Annotated in this window: 13 protein-coding genes, 3 tRNA genes and 1 rRNA gene; 14 read left to right on the top strand and 3 right to left on the bottom strand. The window is 40.9% G+C overall.

What is annotated here, in order from left to right; all coding sequences use genetic code 11:
* Positions 1-2 precede the first annotated feature (2 nt).
* The 6 genes from KG708_RS06185 to KG708_RS06160 all read left to right on the top strand — a co-directional run bounded on the left by KG708_RS06185 (position 3) and on the right by KG708_RS06160 (position 6,932).
* Positions 3-1,181 (top strand): cystathionine beta-lyase, encoded by a 1,179-nt coding sequence (locus tag KG708_RS06185; protein WP_213608583.1) that lies wholly within the window; start codon positions 3-5, stop codon positions 1,179-1,181.
* Positions 1,182-1,324: 143 nt separating this feature from the next.
* Entirely contained in the window at positions 1,325-2,152 is an 828-nt protein-coding gene (locus KG708_RS06180; RefSeq protein ID WP_213608582.1) for an ABC transporter permease subunit, read from the top strand.
* The gene (locus KG708_RS06175; RefSeq protein WP_213608581.1) at positions 2,149-3,057 is read left to right on the top strand and encodes an ABC transporter ATP-binding protein; all 909 of its coding nucleotides are present in this window, start codon (positions 2,149-2,151) and stop codon (positions 3,055-3,057) included. The genes KG708_RS06180 and KG708_RS06175 overlap by 4 nt, the downstream gene beginning before the upstream one ends.
* Positions 3,057-3,431, top strand: coding sequence for a PH domain-containing protein (locus tag KG708_RS06170; RefSeq protein WP_013464587.1), 375 nt, complete (start codon positions 3,057-3,059; stop codon positions 3,429-3,431). Before KG708_RS06175 ends, KG708_RS06170 begins: the two co-directional genes overlap by 1 nt.
* 209 nt (positions 3,432-3,640) lie before the next feature.
* Entirely contained in the window at positions 3,641-4,429 is a 789-nt protein-coding gene (locus KG708_RS06165) for a putative porin (RefSeq protein WP_213608580.1), read from the top strand.
* 226 nt (positions 4,430-4,655) lie between these two features.
* Positions 4,656-6,932, top strand: coding sequence for an acyl-CoA dehydrogenase (locus tag KG708_RS06160; protein WP_213608579.1), 2,277 nt, complete (start codon positions 4,656-4,658; stop codon positions 6,930-6,932).
* A 121-nt stretch (positions 6,933-7,053) separates the two neighbouring features.
* Here the strand turns inward: KG708_RS06160 and KG708_RS06155 are convergent, their stop codons facing one another.
* Both KG708_RS06155 and cysK read right to left on the bottom strand, forming a co-directional pair.
* Complete coding sequence (locus tag KG708_RS06155) at positions 7,054-7,503, bottom strand: hypothetical protein (RefSeq protein ID WP_213608578.1); 450 nt, start codon at positions 7,501-7,503, stop codon at positions 7,054-7,056.
* Positions 7,504-7,649: 146 nt separating this feature from the next.
* The gene (cysK, locus tag KG708_RS06150) at positions 7,650-8,618 is read right to left on the bottom strand and encodes a cysteine synthase A (protein ID WP_213608577.1); all 969 of its coding nucleotides are present in this window, start codon (positions 8,616-8,618) and stop codon (positions 7,650-7,652) included.
* A gap of 376 nt (positions 8,619-8,994) precedes the next feature.
* Here cysK and KG708_RS06145 point away from each other — a divergent pair, with 376 nt between their 5' ends.
* From KG708_RS06145 to KG708_RS06115, 7 genes are all read left to right on the top strand, one after another.
* Positions 8,995-10,146, top strand: coding sequence for a dicarboxylate/amino acid:cation symporter (locus KG708_RS06145; protein WP_213608576.1), 1,152 nt, complete (start codon positions 8,995-8,997; stop codon positions 10,144-10,146).
* Between the two features lie 167 nt (positions 10,147-10,313).
* Positions 10,314-10,964: a UvrY/SirA/GacA family response regulator transcription factor gene (uvrY, locus tag KG708_RS06140; protein ID WP_213608575.1), complete on the top strand. Its 651-nt coding sequence runs from the start codon at positions 10,314-10,316 to the stop codon at positions 10,962-10,964.
* 9 nt (positions 10,965-10,973) lie between these two features.
* Positions 10,974-12,797, top strand: coding sequence for an excinuclease ABC subunit UvrC (uvrC, locus tag KG708_RS06135; protein WP_213608574.1), 1,824 nt, complete (start codon positions 10,974-10,976; stop codon positions 12,795-12,797).
* A gap of 42 nt (positions 12,798-12,839) precedes the next feature.
* Positions 12,840-13,385, top strand: a complete 546-nt coding sequence (pgsA, locus tag KG708_RS06130) for a CDP-diacylglycerol--glycerol-3-phosphate 3-phosphatidyltransferase (RefSeq protein ID WP_033103909.1) — start codon at positions 12,840-12,842, stop codon at positions 13,383-13,385.
* Positions 13,386-13,524: 139 nt separating this feature from the next.
* Positions 13,525-13,600 (top strand) — tRNA-Gly (locus tag KG708_RS06125).
* 28 nt (positions 13,601-13,628) lie between these two features.
* A tRNA-Cys gene (locus KG708_RS06120) sits at positions 13,629-13,702 on the top strand.
* 36 nt (positions 13,703-13,738) lie between these two features.
* A tRNA-Leu gene (locus tag KG708_RS06115) sits at positions 13,739-13,825 on the top strand.
* A gap of 511 nt (positions 13,826-14,336) precedes the next feature.
* On the opposite strand, the gene KG708_RS06110 is transcribed toward KG708_RS06115, so the two are convergent.
* Positions 14,337-15,755 (bottom strand): sodium:alanine symporter family protein, encoded by a 1,419-nt coding sequence (locus tag KG708_RS06110; protein WP_213608573.1) that lies wholly within the window; start codon positions 15,753-15,755, stop codon positions 14,337-14,339.
* A gap of 665 nt (positions 15,756-16,420) precedes the next feature.
* Between KG708_RS06110 and KG708_RS06105 the strand changes: the two genes are divergently transcribed.
* Positions 16,421-17,955: ribosomal RNA gene (locus KG708_RS06105) — 16S ribosomal RNA — on the top strand.
* The last annotated feature ends 2 nt before the right edge of the window (positions 17,956-17,957 follow it).

Raw genomic sequence — 17,957 nt, 5'->3', positions numbered from 1 at the left:
TCATGTCGAGCAAAAATAAAAATACCCAGTTAGTGTCATCAGGGCGCAAAAAAGCGTACACCCATGGCGTAGTTAACCCTGTGGTACAGCGCGCTTCAACGATTGTGTTTGATTCGGTGAGTGAGCTTAAAGAAGCGGCTAAAACACGTGGCGACAAAACCTTGTTTTATGGCCGCAGAGGGACGACCACTCACTTTGCTCTGCAAGAGGCAATTACTGAACTCGAAGGCGGTGAAGGCTGTGCATTATACCCATGCGGTGCAGCGGCGATAAGCCAAACATTGTTATCGTTTTTAAAATCTGGCGATCATATTTTAATGGTGGACACTGTTTACGAGCCAACCCGTGATTTTTGCGACAAAATATTAGCAGGGTTGGGTATTACGACTACCTATTATCCACCAATGATTGGCGCAGATATAAAAGAGTACATTCAAGACAATACCAAAATACTGTTTTTAGAGTCTCCAGGTTCAATTACCATGGAAATTCAAGATGTTCCCGCTATGGTAAAAGTAGCACATGATCATAATGTAATAACGGTGCTCGATAACACCTATGGTAATGGTTTGCACTATCGACCGCTAGAACACGGTGTTGATATTAGTATTCAAGCCGCCACCAAATACATTGTTGGCCATTCAGATGTGATGATGGGGGTTGCCGTCGCTAATAAAAAGTATTGGCCAACGTTACGCGAGCACTCTTATTTACTCGGTCAATGTACCAGTGCAGATGATGCCTATTTAGCATTAAGAGGGCTGCGGACGATGGCGGTGCGTTTGAATCAGCATGAAAAAGCGGCTATAGAGGTTGCTAAATGGTTAGAGCAGCATAAGTTAGTTGATCATATTCGCCACCCAGCGTTTGCAACGTGCCCAGGGCATGAATTTTTTAAACGCGATTTTGACGGCAGTAATGGCTTGTTTTCGTTTGTAATGAAAACCGGTAACCAAAAGGCCATTGATGCTTTTTTAGATAGTTTGCAGCATTTTAAAATGGGCTTTTCGTGGGGCGGGTTTGAGAGTTTAGTAACGGCAAACCTATCAATGAAAGGGCTTCGCTCGCAAACAGGCTGGGAACATGGCCCTGTTATTCGTTTGCACATTGGTTTAGAAGATGTTGAAGATTTAATTGCCGATCTGCAGCAAGCATTAGCAATTTATGAGCAACATTTATAATTACTCATTGTTTAAATTACATTATTTGTTACAAAGCCTGCCTCTGTGCAGGCTTTATTTTGCTGGTAATTCAACGTAATTACACTTAGTGTTGTTAAATAACGCTTATTGTAGAGCATGAACAACGTCATTAAGGATAATCAATGGCAACACCATTAACAATAAACATAGGGCGCTTAACTCAAATCGCGGGTTTTGAGCTTGTACGTATGTTTTTAACTAAACGAGGACTTATTGCACTGGCGGCTTTCGCGCTAGTGTGGCTTGTTATTTTACGTTACCCCATAGGGCAAGCTGTGGGCATAATCAGCTCGCCGGATTTTGAACAAATAGCCCGTGATATTTCCGGTTCTATTGGGTTAAGCAAGTTACTTGATTGGCCTGAAGCCGAATTTGCTATGTATTGGCTAATTGCCTTGTATAGTTTTCCTGTTTTTAGCTTATTTATTTGTAGTGACCAAACAGTAGGCGACAGAGAACGCGGTACTTTGAGGTTTTTATCACTGCGCTCAACCCGTTTTGAAATTCTCTTTGGTCGATTTTTAGGGCAATTAGCGGTATTAACTTGTTTAGTTGGCATCACGCTTATAGCGACATTAGCGGTGCTTGGGTTTCGCGATCCGAGCTTACTTGCTGGTGGCGTTGGACGGGCAGTTTCAATATTTTTAATTCTCATTGTTACTTTTGCGCCGTTTGTTGCGTTAATGAGTTTGATTAATACTTTTGCGAGCTCATCTCGCTTATCTATTGTGTTAGCCATTTTATATTTTACAGCAGGTGGCATTATTGTTGGTTTGCTTGAGTGGCAAATACCTGCGTTAAGTACGCTTGATTATTTATTCCCGGGTGTGCAAATAGAACAATTAGCTGGGCAAAACTTACCATTATTGAGTGCATTGGCTATTCCGCTTGTGCAAACAGCGGTGTTACTTGTGGTTGCGCAACGTGTTTTTGCAAGGAGCTCACTATGAAATCATTAATCACAGGGCGTAATTTAAGTAAATCGTACGGCTCAAAACTGGCTCTTAATAATGTGAATTTTGAGATTCAAAAAGGTGCTCCCGTTGCGCTTGTTGGCCCTAATGGCGCAGGAAAAACTACTTTATTTAGTTTGCTGTGCGGCTATATAGCCCCTAGCATGGGAGAGCTTGAAATACTCGGCCATAAACCAGGCAGCGCTGCTTTATTTAATAAAGTGAGTGCATTACCGCAAGATGCCCAGCTTGATCCGCGTTTTAATATAGATAAACAACTTAGTTTTTATGCCAAGCTACAAGGCATGAGTACTAAGCAAAGCCACGTAGAGGCACTTCGTGTGCTTGATTTAGTGGGCCTTAGCGAAATTGCAAAAAACCGCGCTGGGGATTTATCCCACGGTATGCGCAAGCGTGTAACCATAGCGCAAGCATTAATTGGCTCACCACAAATTGTAATGTTAGATGAAGCCACGGCAGGGCTTGATCCTATTCATGCCAGAGAAGTGCGCGAGTTGGTATCTCAGTTAAGTGACCAAGCGACGTTTATTTTAAGTTCACATGATTTAACTGAATTAGAACGACTGTGTTCCCAAGTACTCCATTTGGATAAAGGCGTATTAAGCGAGCACCAAACTAAAGCAGTGAACACCGATAAGCACTTTTACACCTTAATGCTTAGCGACGTGTATCAAAATGTGGAGCAACAACTCCAAGCACTTGAGGGGGTGAGTCGTGTTTATATGAGCCAGCACAAAGAGTACGTGATTGAGTATCAACCAACCGGTGATCCGCTCGATATAGCACTATTGCAATTTTGTCGCCAACATAATTGGCAGTATCGGCAGTTAGTAAATGGCCATACATTAGAAAATCAAATATTTAAACAGGAGAAACTATAATGGGACTATTTAGTGGTTTAATGGGTAATGCCAGTGAAGTGGATGACGCTGATTTAGAGAAAGTGTTGGCAAATACCCTTATTGAAGGTGAGCAAGTTGAAAAAGCGTATAAAGTTGTCCGTGATATGTTTATCTTTACTAATAAGCGACTTATTTTAATCGATAAGCAAGGCGTGACAGGGTCTAAAATGGAAATGATCAGTATTGCCTATTCTAAAATTACTAAATTCAGTAAAGAGAGTGCGGGGCACTTTGATTTAGACGCCGAGTTAAAAATATGGGTAGGTTCAGATCCAACGCCTATTAGCAAGGACTTTAAAGCAGGTGATAACATAAATGATGTTTATAGGATAATCAGCCAGTATTCATTATAGAAACAAACAAAAATCGGTTGTAAAATTAAAGTAATTGTTTACAGCTTGTTGCGATTACTTTAACATAAATTTCTCCAACACTTTCTTACAAATTCCCTAACAAATACAATTGCTTAATTCAGTTTTCGTTCAGTTTCGCGGCGTTAGCATACCACCACTTTAGCAATGTAGTTAAAGTACAAAAACAATGTACATAGGGATGTTTCATTATGAAAAAGTTAGCAATTATTATTTCAGGTCTTTTATTATCAAGTGCTGCACACGCTGCAGATAGCTATCAATCAATCAGTAACTTAAACTACACAGATACTGATAACAACGATACTATCAGCGTAGACTCTACTTACTACTTCTCTCCAAAGAGCACACTAGGTCCATACGACCAATTCGAATACATTAACAAGCAAAGCAACGTATTTGGTGGCTACGCTGATGACGATTTTGGCGATGTGACTGCTATTGGTGGTGAATACTTCGTTGAAGATTTTGTTGTCCGTGCGTCTTACCAAAATGCTGATTACAACTCTAACAACGAGTCATACACACTTTCTGCTGGTTACTTCTTCAACCCTGACCTACTTGCAAAAGTAAGATTTGTTGATCAAAAAGACGGTGATAACGTTACATTCTTTTCTTTAGCATACAACCACATGTTAAACGATACAGATTACGTAGGTATCACTGTAGAATCAGATGATGATTTTGATTCTCGTTCAGTAGCTGCTAAATACTTTGTTGATTTACAACAAGGTAACTACTTAACAGTAGAAGGTACATTTGTAAGCCTTGACGAAGCAGATGACCAATGGAACGTAGAAACAAACTACTACTTCTCTAAAGCGACTTCTGTATTTGCAGCTTACGATAAAGAAGACAACTACAGCTTTGGTGCTCAACACTTCATCAATAAAAACATTGGTTTAAAAGTGGGTTACGGCAACAACGCAGATGACTCAGATAACGATGCTTACTTTGCTAACATGCGTTTTCAGTTTTAATTAAGCGTTTAATCGCATAAATTAAAACCAGTTAAGTATTAAAAAGCCCACATTTTGTGGGCTTTTTGCTGTGTGTAATAAATTAGTGACTTTACTCATCGTTATCTTTTAATCGCAATAGAATAACTTCATCATTTAGTAGTACTCGTCTGACAGCCCATTGTATTTAAATTAAGATCGGTCATAATTAATCCAATGTTTTTATAACGGTAAAAGGAATGTGCTTATGTCAGTTTTTATTATATTACTGGTTGTGGTGGTCGTGGTGTTTGCGATTAAAGATATTCGTCTGAATTTAATTACTCGACCTACTTTTAAGATGTTCAAAAAGGTATTGCCGCCATTATCGCAAACTGAGCGAGAAGCCATGGAAGCGGGCGATGTTTGGTGGGATGGCGAGTTATTTAGTGGTGAGCCTGATTGGCAAAAATTGCATAATTATCCGCGGCCTAAGTTAAGTGAAAAAGAAACTGCATTTATAGATAATCAAGTTGAAACTCTACTAGCTATGCTAGATGACTATAAAATTGTACAAAGAGACAAAGATTTACCTAAAGAGGTTTGGGATTTTTTAAAAACCGAAGGTTTTTTTGCGATGATCATCCCAGAAAAGTTTGGCGGTCTTGAATTCTCTGCTATTGCTAACTCTACAATAGTGTCAAAAATTGCAACTAAAAGCTTAACTGCCGCCGTGACGGTCATGGTACCGAATAGCTTAGGCCCTGGTGAGTTATTACTGCATTACGGAACAACTGAGCAACAAAATCGTTGGTTACCTAGCCTTGCAAAAGGCGACGATGTGCCTTGTTTTGCATTAACGGGCCCTGAGGCTGGCTCAGATGCCGGTAGTATTCCTGATTCTGGCGTGGTGTGCAAAGGCGAGCATGATGGTAAGGAAGTATTGGGGCTGCGTTTAAATTGGTCAAAACGATATATCACACTTGCGCCAGTTGCGACTGTGTTAGGTCTTGCATTTAAAATGTACGATCCAGATGGGTTGTTAGGTGATGAAAAAGAGCTCGGAATAACGTGTGCACTCATTCCAACCGATCACCCAGGTGTTAAAACAGGAGAGCGTCATTACCCACTTAATATGGCGTTTATGAATGGCACAACGTACGGTAAAGATGTATTTATTCCGCTTGATTGGATTATTGGTGGCCAGCAAGGTGCTGGGCGTGGTTGGCGAATGCTAGTAGAGTGTTTAAGCGCGGGACGTGGTATTTCACTACCGGCATTAAGTACTGCAACAGGGCACTTGGCAGCTAAGATGACCTCGGCTTATACCGTTGTGCGCCAACAGTTTGGTGTGTCAATTGGTCAATTTGAAGGAGTTCAAGAGTCACTTGCTCGTATTGGAGGCCTTACTTATGCACTTGAATCGTGTCGGCTAATGACCGCGGGCGCTATTGATTTAAAGCTAAGCCCGTCAGTAGTGACTGCAATTGCAAAGTACCACATGACCGAAATGGGTCGAACGGTAATGAATGATGCAATGGACATTCATGCAGGTAAAGGGATTCAGGTTGGGCCTAATAACTATTTAGCACACGGTTATATGGGTATTCCTGTCTCTATTACCGTAGAGGGCGCCAATATTCTTACCCGTAACCTTATGATATTTGGCCAAGGTGCAACCCGTTGTCATCCTTTCGTGTTAAAAGAAATGGAAGTTGCAGCAATGGATGACGATGATGCTGCACTTGAGCAATTTGATGGCTTGTTAATGAAGCACATTGTATTTGCACTGAGTAATGCAAGTATGGCCTTGGTGCATGGTTTAACTCGCAGCTACTTTGCTAAAGCGCCTGTATGTGGAGAGACGGCAGTCTATTATAAACAATTAGGTAGAATGAGCCGAGGATTGGCGTTCACAACGGATGTTGCAATGTTGATGTTAGGTGGTGAGCTCAAGCGCAAAGAAATGATATCGGCACGTTTAGGTGATGTGTTAAGTCATTTATATATTGCATCTACAGTATTAAAGCGTTTTGAAGATGAAGGGCGTCAACAAGCTGATTTGCCCTTTGTAAAATATGCTATAGAGACATCGTTATATGAAATAGGCCAAGCATTTAATGGTTTCTTTAAAAACTTTTCTAACCCGTTGGTTAACTTTGTGCTCAAACGTATAGTGTTTCCATTAGGTAATCATTATCACAAACCAAGTGATGCGATTGCCCAGCGTATATGCGAGCACATGACTCAACCAGGGGTATTTAGAAATAGACTCACCCATTTGTGTTATGTGGATGAAAATGCCGGAACAGGTGTTATGGAAAATGCTTTCTTAGCAATGCACGATATGCACAATCAATTTAAGCAGTTAAAACAGTGGCAACGAAAAGGCAAGGTGCCTGCCACCTATGATATTGAACAAGCGATTGATTACGCACTTGAACACGAGCTCGTAACGAAGGTTGATGGTGAGGCAATGCATCATGCTAATAAGCTAAGAATGCAGGCTATTGCGGTTGATAACTTTAAACCAGAAGACATCTAACGCTGGGTTATAATAAAGAAGATAATAAAAAGCCTTAAATTTATGATTTAAGGCTTTTTTATGTTTTGTATTTTTTAAGCTCGAATATACGGTTGTTGTTATTAAGGCTCTGAATGACTGATCAGCGTCCGTAAGGATCGGCGATGATTTTATCTACGTACCACTTACCTTTTATTTTAAGCATTTCAATGCTGCGGAAATCATCGATTTTTTTACCATTAAAATAACCGGTAAATACAATGTTTATTTTAGCCTGATTGCCATACTGTTCTCGCAGGCTTGAATTTGACATATCAATTTCAATCACAACTTCATCGTACTGTAGATTAATAAGATTACGTGCAAATTGTTTTGCCGTCCCATACGATTTCATTATGCGGGCTAATTTAGGTGTTGCGAAATCGCTGGCTTTTTGCAAGTTATGCTGGTTATAAAGTGCATCAAAATACACAGTGGCAGTGTCGCCTGGGCGATCATTGTCAATGTACTGCTCTTTAGGTTTAGTATTTTCATCACAGCCTACGATCAAAATACTAAAAATGAGCACAAAAGTAGTTAAAATTATTTTCATATTTGGTCAGGTTGATTATTTATACATAAAGTGTGTGATGGAATGGAGAAGATGTAAAGAGGACTGCACTAAATAAATGTTAACTTATTAAAAAAAACAATAAAAAAGGATGTTAAAAAACATCCTTTATAAATCAGGTTGCTTGATTATTGCACAAGCTCTTGTTCGCTAAACTCTTCGTCAAACATTGGGCTTGATAAATAACGTTCTGTTGCACTTGGTAAAATAACCACAATATTTTTATCTGCATTTTCAGGACGTTCAGCAATACGTTTTGCTGCAACCACCGCTGCCCCTGATGAAATACCAACTAAAATCCCTTCTTTTTTCATTAGCTCGTGACACATTGCTATACATTCTTCATTAGAAACTTGCTCTACACCATCAATTATTGATAGGTCTAAGTTACCAGGAATAAAGCCTGCACCAATACCTTGAATCTTATGTGGCCCTGGTTTTACTTCTTCACCAGCAAGCGTTTGGCTAATTACCGGAGAGTGGCTTGGCTCTACAGCGATTGATTTTACATTTAAGTCTTTTTCTTTTTTAAGATAACGGCTTACACCTGTGATAGTTCCACCAGTACCAACACCTGCAACAAAGAAATCGATTTTGCCATCAAGTGCATCAAAGATTTCTGGGCCTGTTGTTTCAAAGTGAATTTTAGGGTTTGCAGGGTTTTCAAATTGTTGTAATAAAATAAACTTTTCAGGTGCTGATGCTTGAATTTCTTTGGCTTTAGCAATGGCGCCATTCATGCCTTTTGCGCCATCAGTAAGCACTAAATTAGCCCCAAGTGCTTTTAGTAATTTACGACGTTCTAAGCTCATAGTGTTAGGCATTGTGAGTGTTAATTTGTATCCACGTGATGCCGCAACAAATGCAAGTGCAATACCTGTGTTACCCGATGTCGGCTCTATTAACTCTTTGTCTTTGGTAAGTTGACCTGATTTTTCAGCTTCCCAAATCATTGATGCACCAATACGGCATTTAATACTAAAGCTAGGGTTACGTGATTCAACTTTAGCGTATACATTCCCACCTGTAACACGGTTAAGTTTTACCAACGGTGTGTTACCGATGCTGAGTGAGTTATCTTCAAAAATAGTAGACATAATGTTCCTTTAGGTACAATCTGATCAACACGTTAACAGCTATCCTGTTAACTTTATAACCCTACTTTACTGTGAGATAAAAAAAGTTAAAGTAAGCTTTGGCTATAACATATATTAATTACGCTTATAACGGATTGAACTAAAAATCCAACCTGTTAATTTTTTAGTTATTAAAAAGGCGAACATATGCCATTTGCTCGCTTTTAACTTTATACGTTATTTCTTGTTTATTTAGTCGTTATTTAAACAAATCAACGGTACTCACTTATATTTTGTTGGTTAATTGTGCAAATGAACTGCGGTTGAACAGTTTTATGACACAAACTATTCAAAACATGATAAAAACACATTATCTAAATTCAATAAAGTAATCACCATGAAGTTAATCTTAAAATTAATTGCCGGTATTGTGGCCGGTATTTTAGTCGGACTCTATATTCCCTTAACTGGCGTTGAGCTTTTATACACAGTGAAAGAGCTTATTGGCCAGCTTATTAGTTTTACAATTCCACTGATTATTTTGTTTTTTATTGCTTCAGGTATTGCCGGGCTTCCAAAAGGATCAGGGCATTTACTGGGAAAAACGGTTGGTTTTGCTTACGGCTCAACAATTATTGCCGGTACCTTAGCATTTTTATTAGTCACAGCAGTTATTCCGTTTTTAAGCGGCGGTATTTCATTTGAAGCCGAGGCCGTCACAGAAATAAGTAGTTTTATTGACTTAGAAATCCCACCATTAATGGGTGTTATGACGGCTTTAATGACTGCGTTTGTATTTGGTATTGGTATGAGCCAGCTTGGCTTAGACACATTAAAAATAGTCTCTGATCAGGGCCGCGATATTATTGATGGATTACTATCTAAAGTGATTATTCCAGCGCTACCGTTTTACATTGCCGGTGTATTCGCTGAAATGACAGTAGCGGGAACGGTTGTTGATACATTGCAAGCATTTGGTGTGGTACTTATTGCCTCAGTAGTGATGCATTGGTTATGGTTGAGTGTTTTATATATTATTTCAGGCTTATTACTTAAGCGAAATCCTATCGAGCTAATTAAAAACATGCTACCTGCTTATTTTACTGCACTAGGAACTATGTCCAGCGCTGCTACTATTCCTGTTTCTCTTAAATCAAGTAAGGCAAACAAAGTGAATGAAGATGTTGCTAATTTTTCAGTCCCATTATGTGCCACTATTCATTTATCAGGTTCAACAATTACGATTGTGACGTGTGCCATGGCGGTAATGTTTTTATCGCCTAGCATGGAAGTGCCCTCACTAATTTCAATGTTGCCATTCATTATGATGTTAGGTGTGGTTATGATTGCTGCCCCAGGTGCCCCAGGTGGTGCGGTAATGTCGGCGTTAGGTTTATTAACTAGTATGCTTGGGTTCAACGAAGGTGCGGTGGCACTAATGATTGCACTTTACCTAGCACAAGATAGCTTCGGTACCGCGTGTAATGTAACTGGCGACGGTATCATTGCTTTGTGGGTAGACCGTTTTAGTGAAAAAGCGTCAGCTTAAATCTTAGTAGCGTATTAATCTATTGCAGGTAAATGCGCTTTGTTCATATTGGGTCATAACGACCGACGGCGAAAAAATAATATTAGTTATGGTTTCGTCGTATCTATGCTAATGTTGAAAATTAATTTTGTTAACTTGCATCTTATTAGGCTAGTGAGGGTGTTCCATTGATTAACGTACTTTTAGTTGATGACCATGAACTTGTACGCACAGGGATCAGACGTATTCTTGATGACATACGTGGTTTTAAAGTAATAGGTGAAGCTAAAACAGGCGAAGAGGCTGTGCAGTTTTGTCGTCAACATGCGCCAAATATAGTGTTAATGGATATGAACATGCCTGGTATGGGCGGACTTGAGGCAACTAAAAAGATTTGCCGTTATTGTCCTGATGTAAAAATTATTGTGCTTACAGTTAATTGCGAAGACCCATTTCCGAGCAAGGTTATGCAAATTGGTGCTCATGGTTTTTTAACCAAAGGTGCAGGATCTGATGAAATGGTCCGTGCTATCCGTTGCGTTCATACAGGACAACGCTATATTGCTCCAGAAATAGCACAACAAATTGCACTTGCGCAGGTAACCGGTAGAACTGATGAAAACCCATTTCAAAGTTTATCTGAGCGTGAACTGCAAATTATGTTGATGATCACCAAAGGTGAAAAAGCACAGGATATTGCTGAGCGTTTAAATTTAAGCTCTAAAACAGTAAACAGTTATCGCTATCGTATGTTTGAAAAGCTTAACGTAGGGGGCGATGTAGAGCTTACTCATTTAGCCATACGTTACAAAATGATTGATATAGATATATCTTACTAGCCGGTATTTATGTCTGAATTTGATCATATCCAGTTTTTAAAAACATTATCGGGTGAGCCAGGCGTTTATCGTATGCTCGATAATGACAACCAAGTTATCTATGTCGGTAAAGCTAAAAGTTTAAAAAAGCGGGTAAGTAGTTACTTTCGTAGCAACATTACCGACAGCAAAACCCGCGTATTAGTCAGTAATATTTGTAATATTGAGGTGACACTCACTAATACAGAAACAGAAGCATTACTGCTTGAAAATAACCTCATAAAAAAATACCAGCCACGTTACAATATTTTGTTACGTGATGATAAATCGTACCCTTACATATTACTCACTAATCATAAGCATCCTCGTTTAGCCTTTCATCGTGGCAGCAGAAAAGTAAAAGGCGAATACTTTGGCCCGTTTCCAAGTGCTGGAGCCGTATCAGAAAGTTTGCGCTTAATGCAAAAAATATTTCCGGTACGTCAATGTGAAGATGCCTATTATCGTGCGCGCAGTCGGCCATGTTTGCAATACCAACTAAAACGTTGCTCTGCACCGTGTGTTAATAAAGTCTCTGAAGATGAATACGCGCAGCAAGTTGATTATGTGCGTAAATTTTTAACCGGTAAATCCCATGAAGTGATAGCTGATCTTATCGCTAAAATGGAAAAAGCCAGTGAGCAGCTTAATTTTGAACTCGCAGCTAAAGTTCGTGACCAAATTATGCTATTGCGTAAAATGCAGGAGCAACAATCAATATCCGGTAATTTTGCGGAAATGGATGTAGTAGGCTTTGCCCATTTAAATGGTTTAAATGGAATTCATCTATTAATGATCCGCGATCATAAAGTGCTAGGTAGTAAAACTTATTTTCCAAAGGTACCTAAAGACTCACAGGAGCAGGAAATCTTAACCTCTTTCTTAGGCCAATATTACTTAGCGCCGGGATCAACAGGACGCATTGCCAAAGAAATCATCTTACCATTTGAAATAGAAGAAAGTGGTGCGCTCAGCGAAGCACTAACTCAAGTTAGTGAACGTAAAGTATCGCTTAAAGTGGTTACCCGTGGTGAGCGAGCACAATACTTACAATTAGCGAATAAAAACGCATTAAATAGTATTACGGTTAAGCAAAGCACTCAAGACTCGATAAACAAGCGTTATGCTCAATTAAAGGCTACCTTGCGTCTTGATGACATTAATCGCATGGAATGTTTTGATATCAGCCACACCATGGGTGAAAACACCGTGGCTAGTTGTGTTGTCTTTGATTCTCAAGGGCCTAATAATAAAGAATATCGTCGTTACAACGTGACCGGTATCACCGGTGGCGATGATTACGCCGCTATGGAATTTGCACTAAACAAACGTTATAACAAGTTAGTGGATGAAGATAAAATTCCCGATGTTATTTTTATTGATGGTGGTAAAGGCCAATTAGGTAGGGCAGAACAATACTTTGAAAACTGGCCGCATACAAAAATGCCGCTATTAGTCGGTGTTGCAAAAGGCACTAGCCGTAAGCCGGGTCTTGAAACCTTGCTTATAGATGGCGGGCGTAAAACAATTCCTATGGATTCTGATGCACCAGCGCTACATTTGATCCAGCATATACGCGATGAATCCCATCGTTTTGCAATTGCAGGGCACCGTAATAAGCGCCAAAAACAACGCACTCAGTCATTATTAGAGGAAATAGATGGCGTTGGTTCAAAGCGTCGACAAACATTATTAAAATATTTAGGGGGCATGCAAGGTGTAAAAGCTGCTAATATAGAACAGCTAAAGAAAGTTCCTGGGATCAGTCCTGACATGGCTGAGAAGATATTTAACCATTTGCATGACAAGGGCTAGCCCTATGTGCGAATATAGAAAAAAAGACATATTCAAGTAGTTATGTGGAATATTCCAAACACACTCACAACGTTTAGACTCTTTCTTATCCCCATTTTTTTGGTGATATTTTATATGCCTTATTCATGGGCATTCTTTGTTGCTGCCTTTATTTTTTGGCTGGCTTCGATCACAGATATACTCGATGGCTATTTAGCCCGTAAACTTGAACAATCAACGCCTTTTGGTGCGTTCTTAGACCCTGTTGCTGATAAAGTAATGGTGTGTGCTGCCTTGGTTGCTTTATCTGAGCATTATCAATCTTTGTATATGACTATCCCTGCGCTTATTATTATTAGTCGTGAAATTGTTATATCGGCGCTACGTGAGTGGATGGCTGAACAGGGGAAGCGCGGTAATGTGGCTGTATCCGATATGGGTAAGCTAAAAACTGCAGCTCAAATGTTAGCCATTATCGGTTTAATCTGGCAGTACGATAGCTGGATGATGTATTTAAGCTATGGGCTACTTTATATAGCTACGTTTTTAACGCTCAGTTCTATGGTACAATATTTAGTTGCAGCATGGGCAGAATTGACCAAAAATTGATTGTAAACGTCTAATAACGCACCATTTTAGATAAAAAATAATCAAACAGTTCAAAAGTAGCATTTTTTGTGTTGACGCGTTTAATAATCTCTGTAGAATGCGTCCGTGTTGAGAGGGCATAGCCCCCGAGATAAACAAAGCGGCACTAGCTCAGTTGGTAGAGCGCGACCTTGCCAAGGTCGAGGTCACGAGTTCGAGCCTCGTGTGCCGCTCCAGTTTATCTTAAAGCTAACCTAGTATTGAGGCGGAATGGCAGAGTGGCCATGCACCGGATTGCAAATCCGTTTACCCCGGTTCGACTCCGGGTTCCGCCTCCAATCAACACTCCACACGCTTTAATTAGCAAACTCGATGCCCGAGTGGTGGAATTGGTAGACACAAGGGATTTAAAATCCCTCGACTAACAAGTCGTGCCGGTTCAAGTCCGGCCTCGGGCACCACTTTATATTCTTTCCGTAAAATCTAATTAAATCATCACATCTTTATTACTAAATCCCTTTAAGTACACTAATTTGCTACCCCTGCTGTTAGCAATAATGGTTTGTTGCAAGGTCTGATACATACTCTTGGCTCATCAATAGACTGTCACTGATCACTCCAGAGATTAACCCAGGGTGTAGGTCGTTAGATAAAATCATAAGCCGGGCTCTTTAATAAGAGTGGTATTAGTTATGATGGTTTTGCTTAGTAATGTATATAAACTTAAGCAGGGATGCCGTTATAAGCATTAAGACCTACTACATAGGTTATTAAATTTACTTGTAGGATGCTTATAATGTTTGGATAAGGTGAGCTTATAGGCAGGTTGGGCGGCTTTAATAACGTCTATCTTCACACTAGTAATTTATAAGTGACTACTGTTATCAGTAACTTTTAGATTAAAGTTAAATCAATAAAAAACCCGAAATGACAATGGCCGTTTCGGGTTTTTAATTTGAAGTATAAAACTAATTATTTATGCCAAATACCTTTTGGAATAGTTTTATTGAGTTTGTCGTTCTTATTTGGATCAAACGTCGGTAACTTTCCGGCGCGTCGCTGAGCGTTATAATCTTTAGCAAGCCACACGACAACACCTGAGAGCATAAATAATGCGATTACGTTCACTATTGCCATTAAGCCCATAGATACATCAGCTAATGTCCACACTAGTGGTAATTCGCCCAATGCACCAAACATTACCATACCTAACACTAATAACCTGAAGATCAACATGCCAGATGCGTGGTTATGCTCTAAGAACAATAAGTTCGTTTCAGCATACGAGTAGTTAGCCACAATAGATGTAAATGCAAAAAACAAAATAGCGACTGCTACAAATATGGCACCCCAGCTGCCTACATGTTCTTCAAGGGCGGCTTGTGTAAGCGCTATACCCGTTACATCTGAGCCTGGCACTAATTGCTCTGATAATAAAATAAGAGCAGCAGTTGCAGTACAAATAATAATAGTATCTACAAATACACCCAGCATTTGTACATACCCCTGTGAAGCAGGGTGAGGTGGGTTTGGCGTTGCCGTTGCTGCAGCATTCGCAGCACTACCCATACCGGCTTCGTTTGAGAACAAGCCGCGTTTGATCCCTTGGATCATCGCTTGCATTACCCCATAACCAATTGCCCCCGCACCCGCTTGTTCAAGACCAAAAGCACTTCTGATCACATGCATAAATACATCAGGTAACTCAGTGTAATTTACAGCACATATATATAGTGCAACCACAAGGTAAGCAGCAGCCATAAATGGAACGGCTAATTCAGCAAATCGAGAAATGGTTTTTAGACCGCCAAATATAATAATACCTGACCCAATAACAAGAGCGATACCTACTATATAGTTAGGGATACCAAAGGCGACTTCAAAAGCCGCAGCAATAGAATTTGACTGTACTGCGTTAAAAACTAAACCAAAGGCTAAAATTAAGCACAATGAAAAGACAACACCCATCCAACGCTTGCCAAGTCCGTACTCCATATAATAGGCCGGACCACCACGGAAGTTACCTTCTTCATCTCGAGTTTTATAAGCTTGTGCCAATGTACTTTCAGCAAAGCTAGTAGCCATACCAATTAAAGCAATTAACCACATCCAAAAAATAGCACCTGCGCCACCTAAATAAAGCGCAACGGCAACACCTGCCATATTACCAGTACCAACACGGGCTGCTAAAGAAGTACAAAATGCTTGGAAAGAAGAAATGCCGCCGTCAGAGCCTTGACGACTTTGAAACATGACTTTAATCATATGTGGAAACTGTACAAATTGAATAAAACCAAGACGTATTGTAAAAAATAGCCCTGCTGCTATTAATAAGTACACTAAAATATGACCCCATAAGAGACCACTTATACTATTTATTATATCTGTCATGTGCGTTACCTAGTGAACGAGTTGTAAATATCGGGCGCAACTTACCACAAGCACAGTAAATAGTTTAGTAAACAGCGTAAAAAAATGAGTTATCCACAGGGTTTTGTGGGTAATATGTGTGTCTAGGTTGGGTATCTTTGGGGTAAAAATTAAATGCAAAAAAGCCTTTAAAAACGCTTGCGTTAAAATCGATTCGCCCTATAATGCGACCCCACTGAGACGGCAGGGGCCATGCGCAGCAGCGCAACGCATAGCGAGGCACGAGCTAATCAGAGAGTTGAGTAAAACTTAGTTCTGAAAACTTTCAAGTTTAACAAAATTAAGTGTTGACAAAAAAACAGGAAAGCGTAATATGCGCAGCCCTAGCGAGATAAAGTTTAACGCTTTAATCGCAACGTTCTTTAACAATATAAAGCAATCATCTGTGTGGGCACTCGTACAGATTGAGTTCTAACAGCCGAGCTACTTCGTTCTTTATTGAGCAAGTAGTGAGGCAAAAAATTTAGAGTCTCAGTGTGATTTCTCGAAAGAGAAACTGAGTGACCAACAGAATAATTACTTCGGTAGTTATTCAGCACAGTCAATTCGTTTTTGGTAACAAAAACAAATAATTCAGAATTCATTGAGCAGTCTCATCTCTTAATAGAGTGGGAAGAAAAAACTTTTAATTGAAGAGTTTGATCATGGCTCAGATTGAACGCTGGCGGCAGGCCTAACACATGCAAGTCGAGCGGTAACAGAGAGGTGCTTGCACCTTTGCTGACGAGCGGCGGACGGGTGAGTAATGCTTGGGAACATGCCTTGAGGTGGGGGACAACAGTTGGAAACGACTGCTAATACCGCATAATGTCTACGGACCAAAGGGGGCTTCGGCTCTCGCCTTTAGATTGGCCCAAGTGGGATTAGCTAGTTGGTGAGGTAATGGCTCACCAAGGCGACGATCCCTAGCTGGTTTGAGAGGATGATCAGCCACACTGGGACTGAGACACGGCCCAGACTCCTACGGGAGGCAGCAGTGGGGAATATTGCACAATGGGCGCAAGCCTGATGCAGCCATGCCGCGTGTGTGAAGAAGGCCTTCGGGTTGTAAAGCACTTTCAGTCAGGAGGAAAGGTTAGTCGTTAATACCGGCTAGCTGTGACGTTACTGACAGAAGAAGCACCGGCTAACTCCGTGCCAGCAGCCGCGGTAATACGGAGGGTGCGAGCGTTAATCGGAATTACTGGGCGTAAAGCGTACGCAGGCGGTTTGTTAAGCGAGATGTGAAAGCCCCGGGCTCAACCTGGGAACTGCATTTCGAACTGGCAAACTAGAGTGTGATAGAGTGTGGTAGAATTTCAGGTGTAGCGGTGAAATGCGTAGAGATCTGAAGGAATACCGATGGCGAAGGCAGCCACCTGGGTCAACACTGACGCTCATGTACGAAAGCGTGGGGAGCAAACAGGATTAGATACCCTGGTAGTCCACGCCGTAAACGATGTCTACTAGAAGCTCGGAACCTCGGTTCTGTTTTTCAAAGCTAACGCATTAAGTAGACCGCCTGGGGAGTACGGCCGCAAGGTTAAAACTCAAATGAATTGACGGGGCCCGCACAAGCGGTGGAGCATGTGGTTTAATTCGATGCAACGCGAAGAACCTTACCTACACTTGACATACAGAGAACTTACCAGAGATGGTTTGGTGCCTTCGGGAACTCTGATACAGGTGCTGCATGGCTGTCGTCAGCTCGTGTTGTGAGATGTTGGGTTAAGTCCCGCAACGAGCGCAACCCCTATCCTTAGTTGCTAGCAGGTAATGCTGAGAACTCTAAGGAGACTGCCGGTGATAAACCGGAGGAAGGTGGGGACGACGTCAAGTCATCATGGCCCTTACGTGTAGGGCTACACACGTGCTACAATGGCGCATACAGAGTGCTGCGAACTCGCGAGAGTAAGCGAATCACTTAAAGTGCGTCGTAGTCCGGATTGGAGTCTGCAACTCGACTCCATGAAGTCGGAATCGCTAGTAATCGCGTATCAGAATGACGCGGTGAATACGTTCCCGGGCCTTGTACACACCGCCCGTCACACCATGGGAGTGGGTTGCTCCAGAAGTAGATAGTCTAACCCTCGGGAGGACGTTTACCACGGAGTGATTCATGACTGGGGTGAAGTCGTAACAAGGTAGCCCTAGGGGAACCTGGGGCTGGATCACCTCCTTATA

The sequence above is a fragment of the Pseudoalteromonas sp. genome (assembly GCF_018402495.1).
In the GTDB taxonomy this organism is placed as follows: Bacteria; Pseudomonadota; Gammaproteobacteria; order Enterobacterales; family Alteromonadaceae; genus Pseudoalteromonas.
The sequence above is the reverse complement of the archived record's forward strand: the minus strand, read 5'-3'. Positions and strand labels throughout refer to the sequence as shown.

Coding starts and splice junctions, on each gene's coding strand:
- cysK (WP_213608577.1), bottom strand. CDS start 8,618: ATGTCTACTATTTTTGAAGATAACTCACTCAGCATCGGTAACACACCG.
- KG708_RS06175 (WP_213608581.1), top strand. CDS start 2,149: ATGAAATCATTAATCACAGGGCGTAATTTAAGTAAATCGTACGGCTCA.
- KG708_RS06110 (WP_213608573.1), bottom strand. CDS start 15,755: ATGACAGATATAATAAATAGTATAAGTGGTCTCTTATGGGGTCATATT.
- KG708_RS06180 (WP_213608582.1), top strand. CDS start 1,325: ATGGCAACACCATTAACAATAAACATAGGGCGCTTAACTCAAATCGCG.
- KG708_RS06170 (WP_013464587.1), top strand. CDS start 3,057: ATGGGACTATTTAGTGGTTTAATGGGTAATGCCAGTGAAGTGGATGAC.
- KG708_RS06160 (WP_213608579.1), top strand. CDS start 4,656: ATGTCAGTTTTTATTATATTACTGGTTGTGGTGGTCGTGGTGTTTGCG.
- KG708_RS06185 (WP_213608583.1), top strand. CDS start 3: ATGTCGAGCAAAAATAAAAATACCCAGTTAGTGTCATCAGGGCGCAAA.
- pgsA (WP_033103909.1), top strand. CDS start 12,840: ATGTGGAATATTCCAAACACACTCACAACGTTTAGACTCTTTCTTATC.
- uvrC (WP_213608574.1), top strand. CDS start 10,974: ATGTCTGAATTTGATCATATCCAGTTTTTAAAAACATTATCGGGTGAG.
- KG708_RS06165 (WP_213608580.1), top strand. CDS start 3,641: ATGAAAAAGTTAGCAATTATTATTTCAGGTCTTTTATTATCAAGTGCT.
- KG708_RS06145 (WP_213608576.1), top strand. CDS start 8,995: ATGAAGTTAATCTTAAAATTAATTGCCGGTATTGTGGCCGGTATTTTA.
- KG708_RS06155 (WP_213608578.1), bottom strand. CDS start 7,503: ATGAAAATAATTTTAACTACTTTTGTGCTCATTTTTAGTATTTTGATC.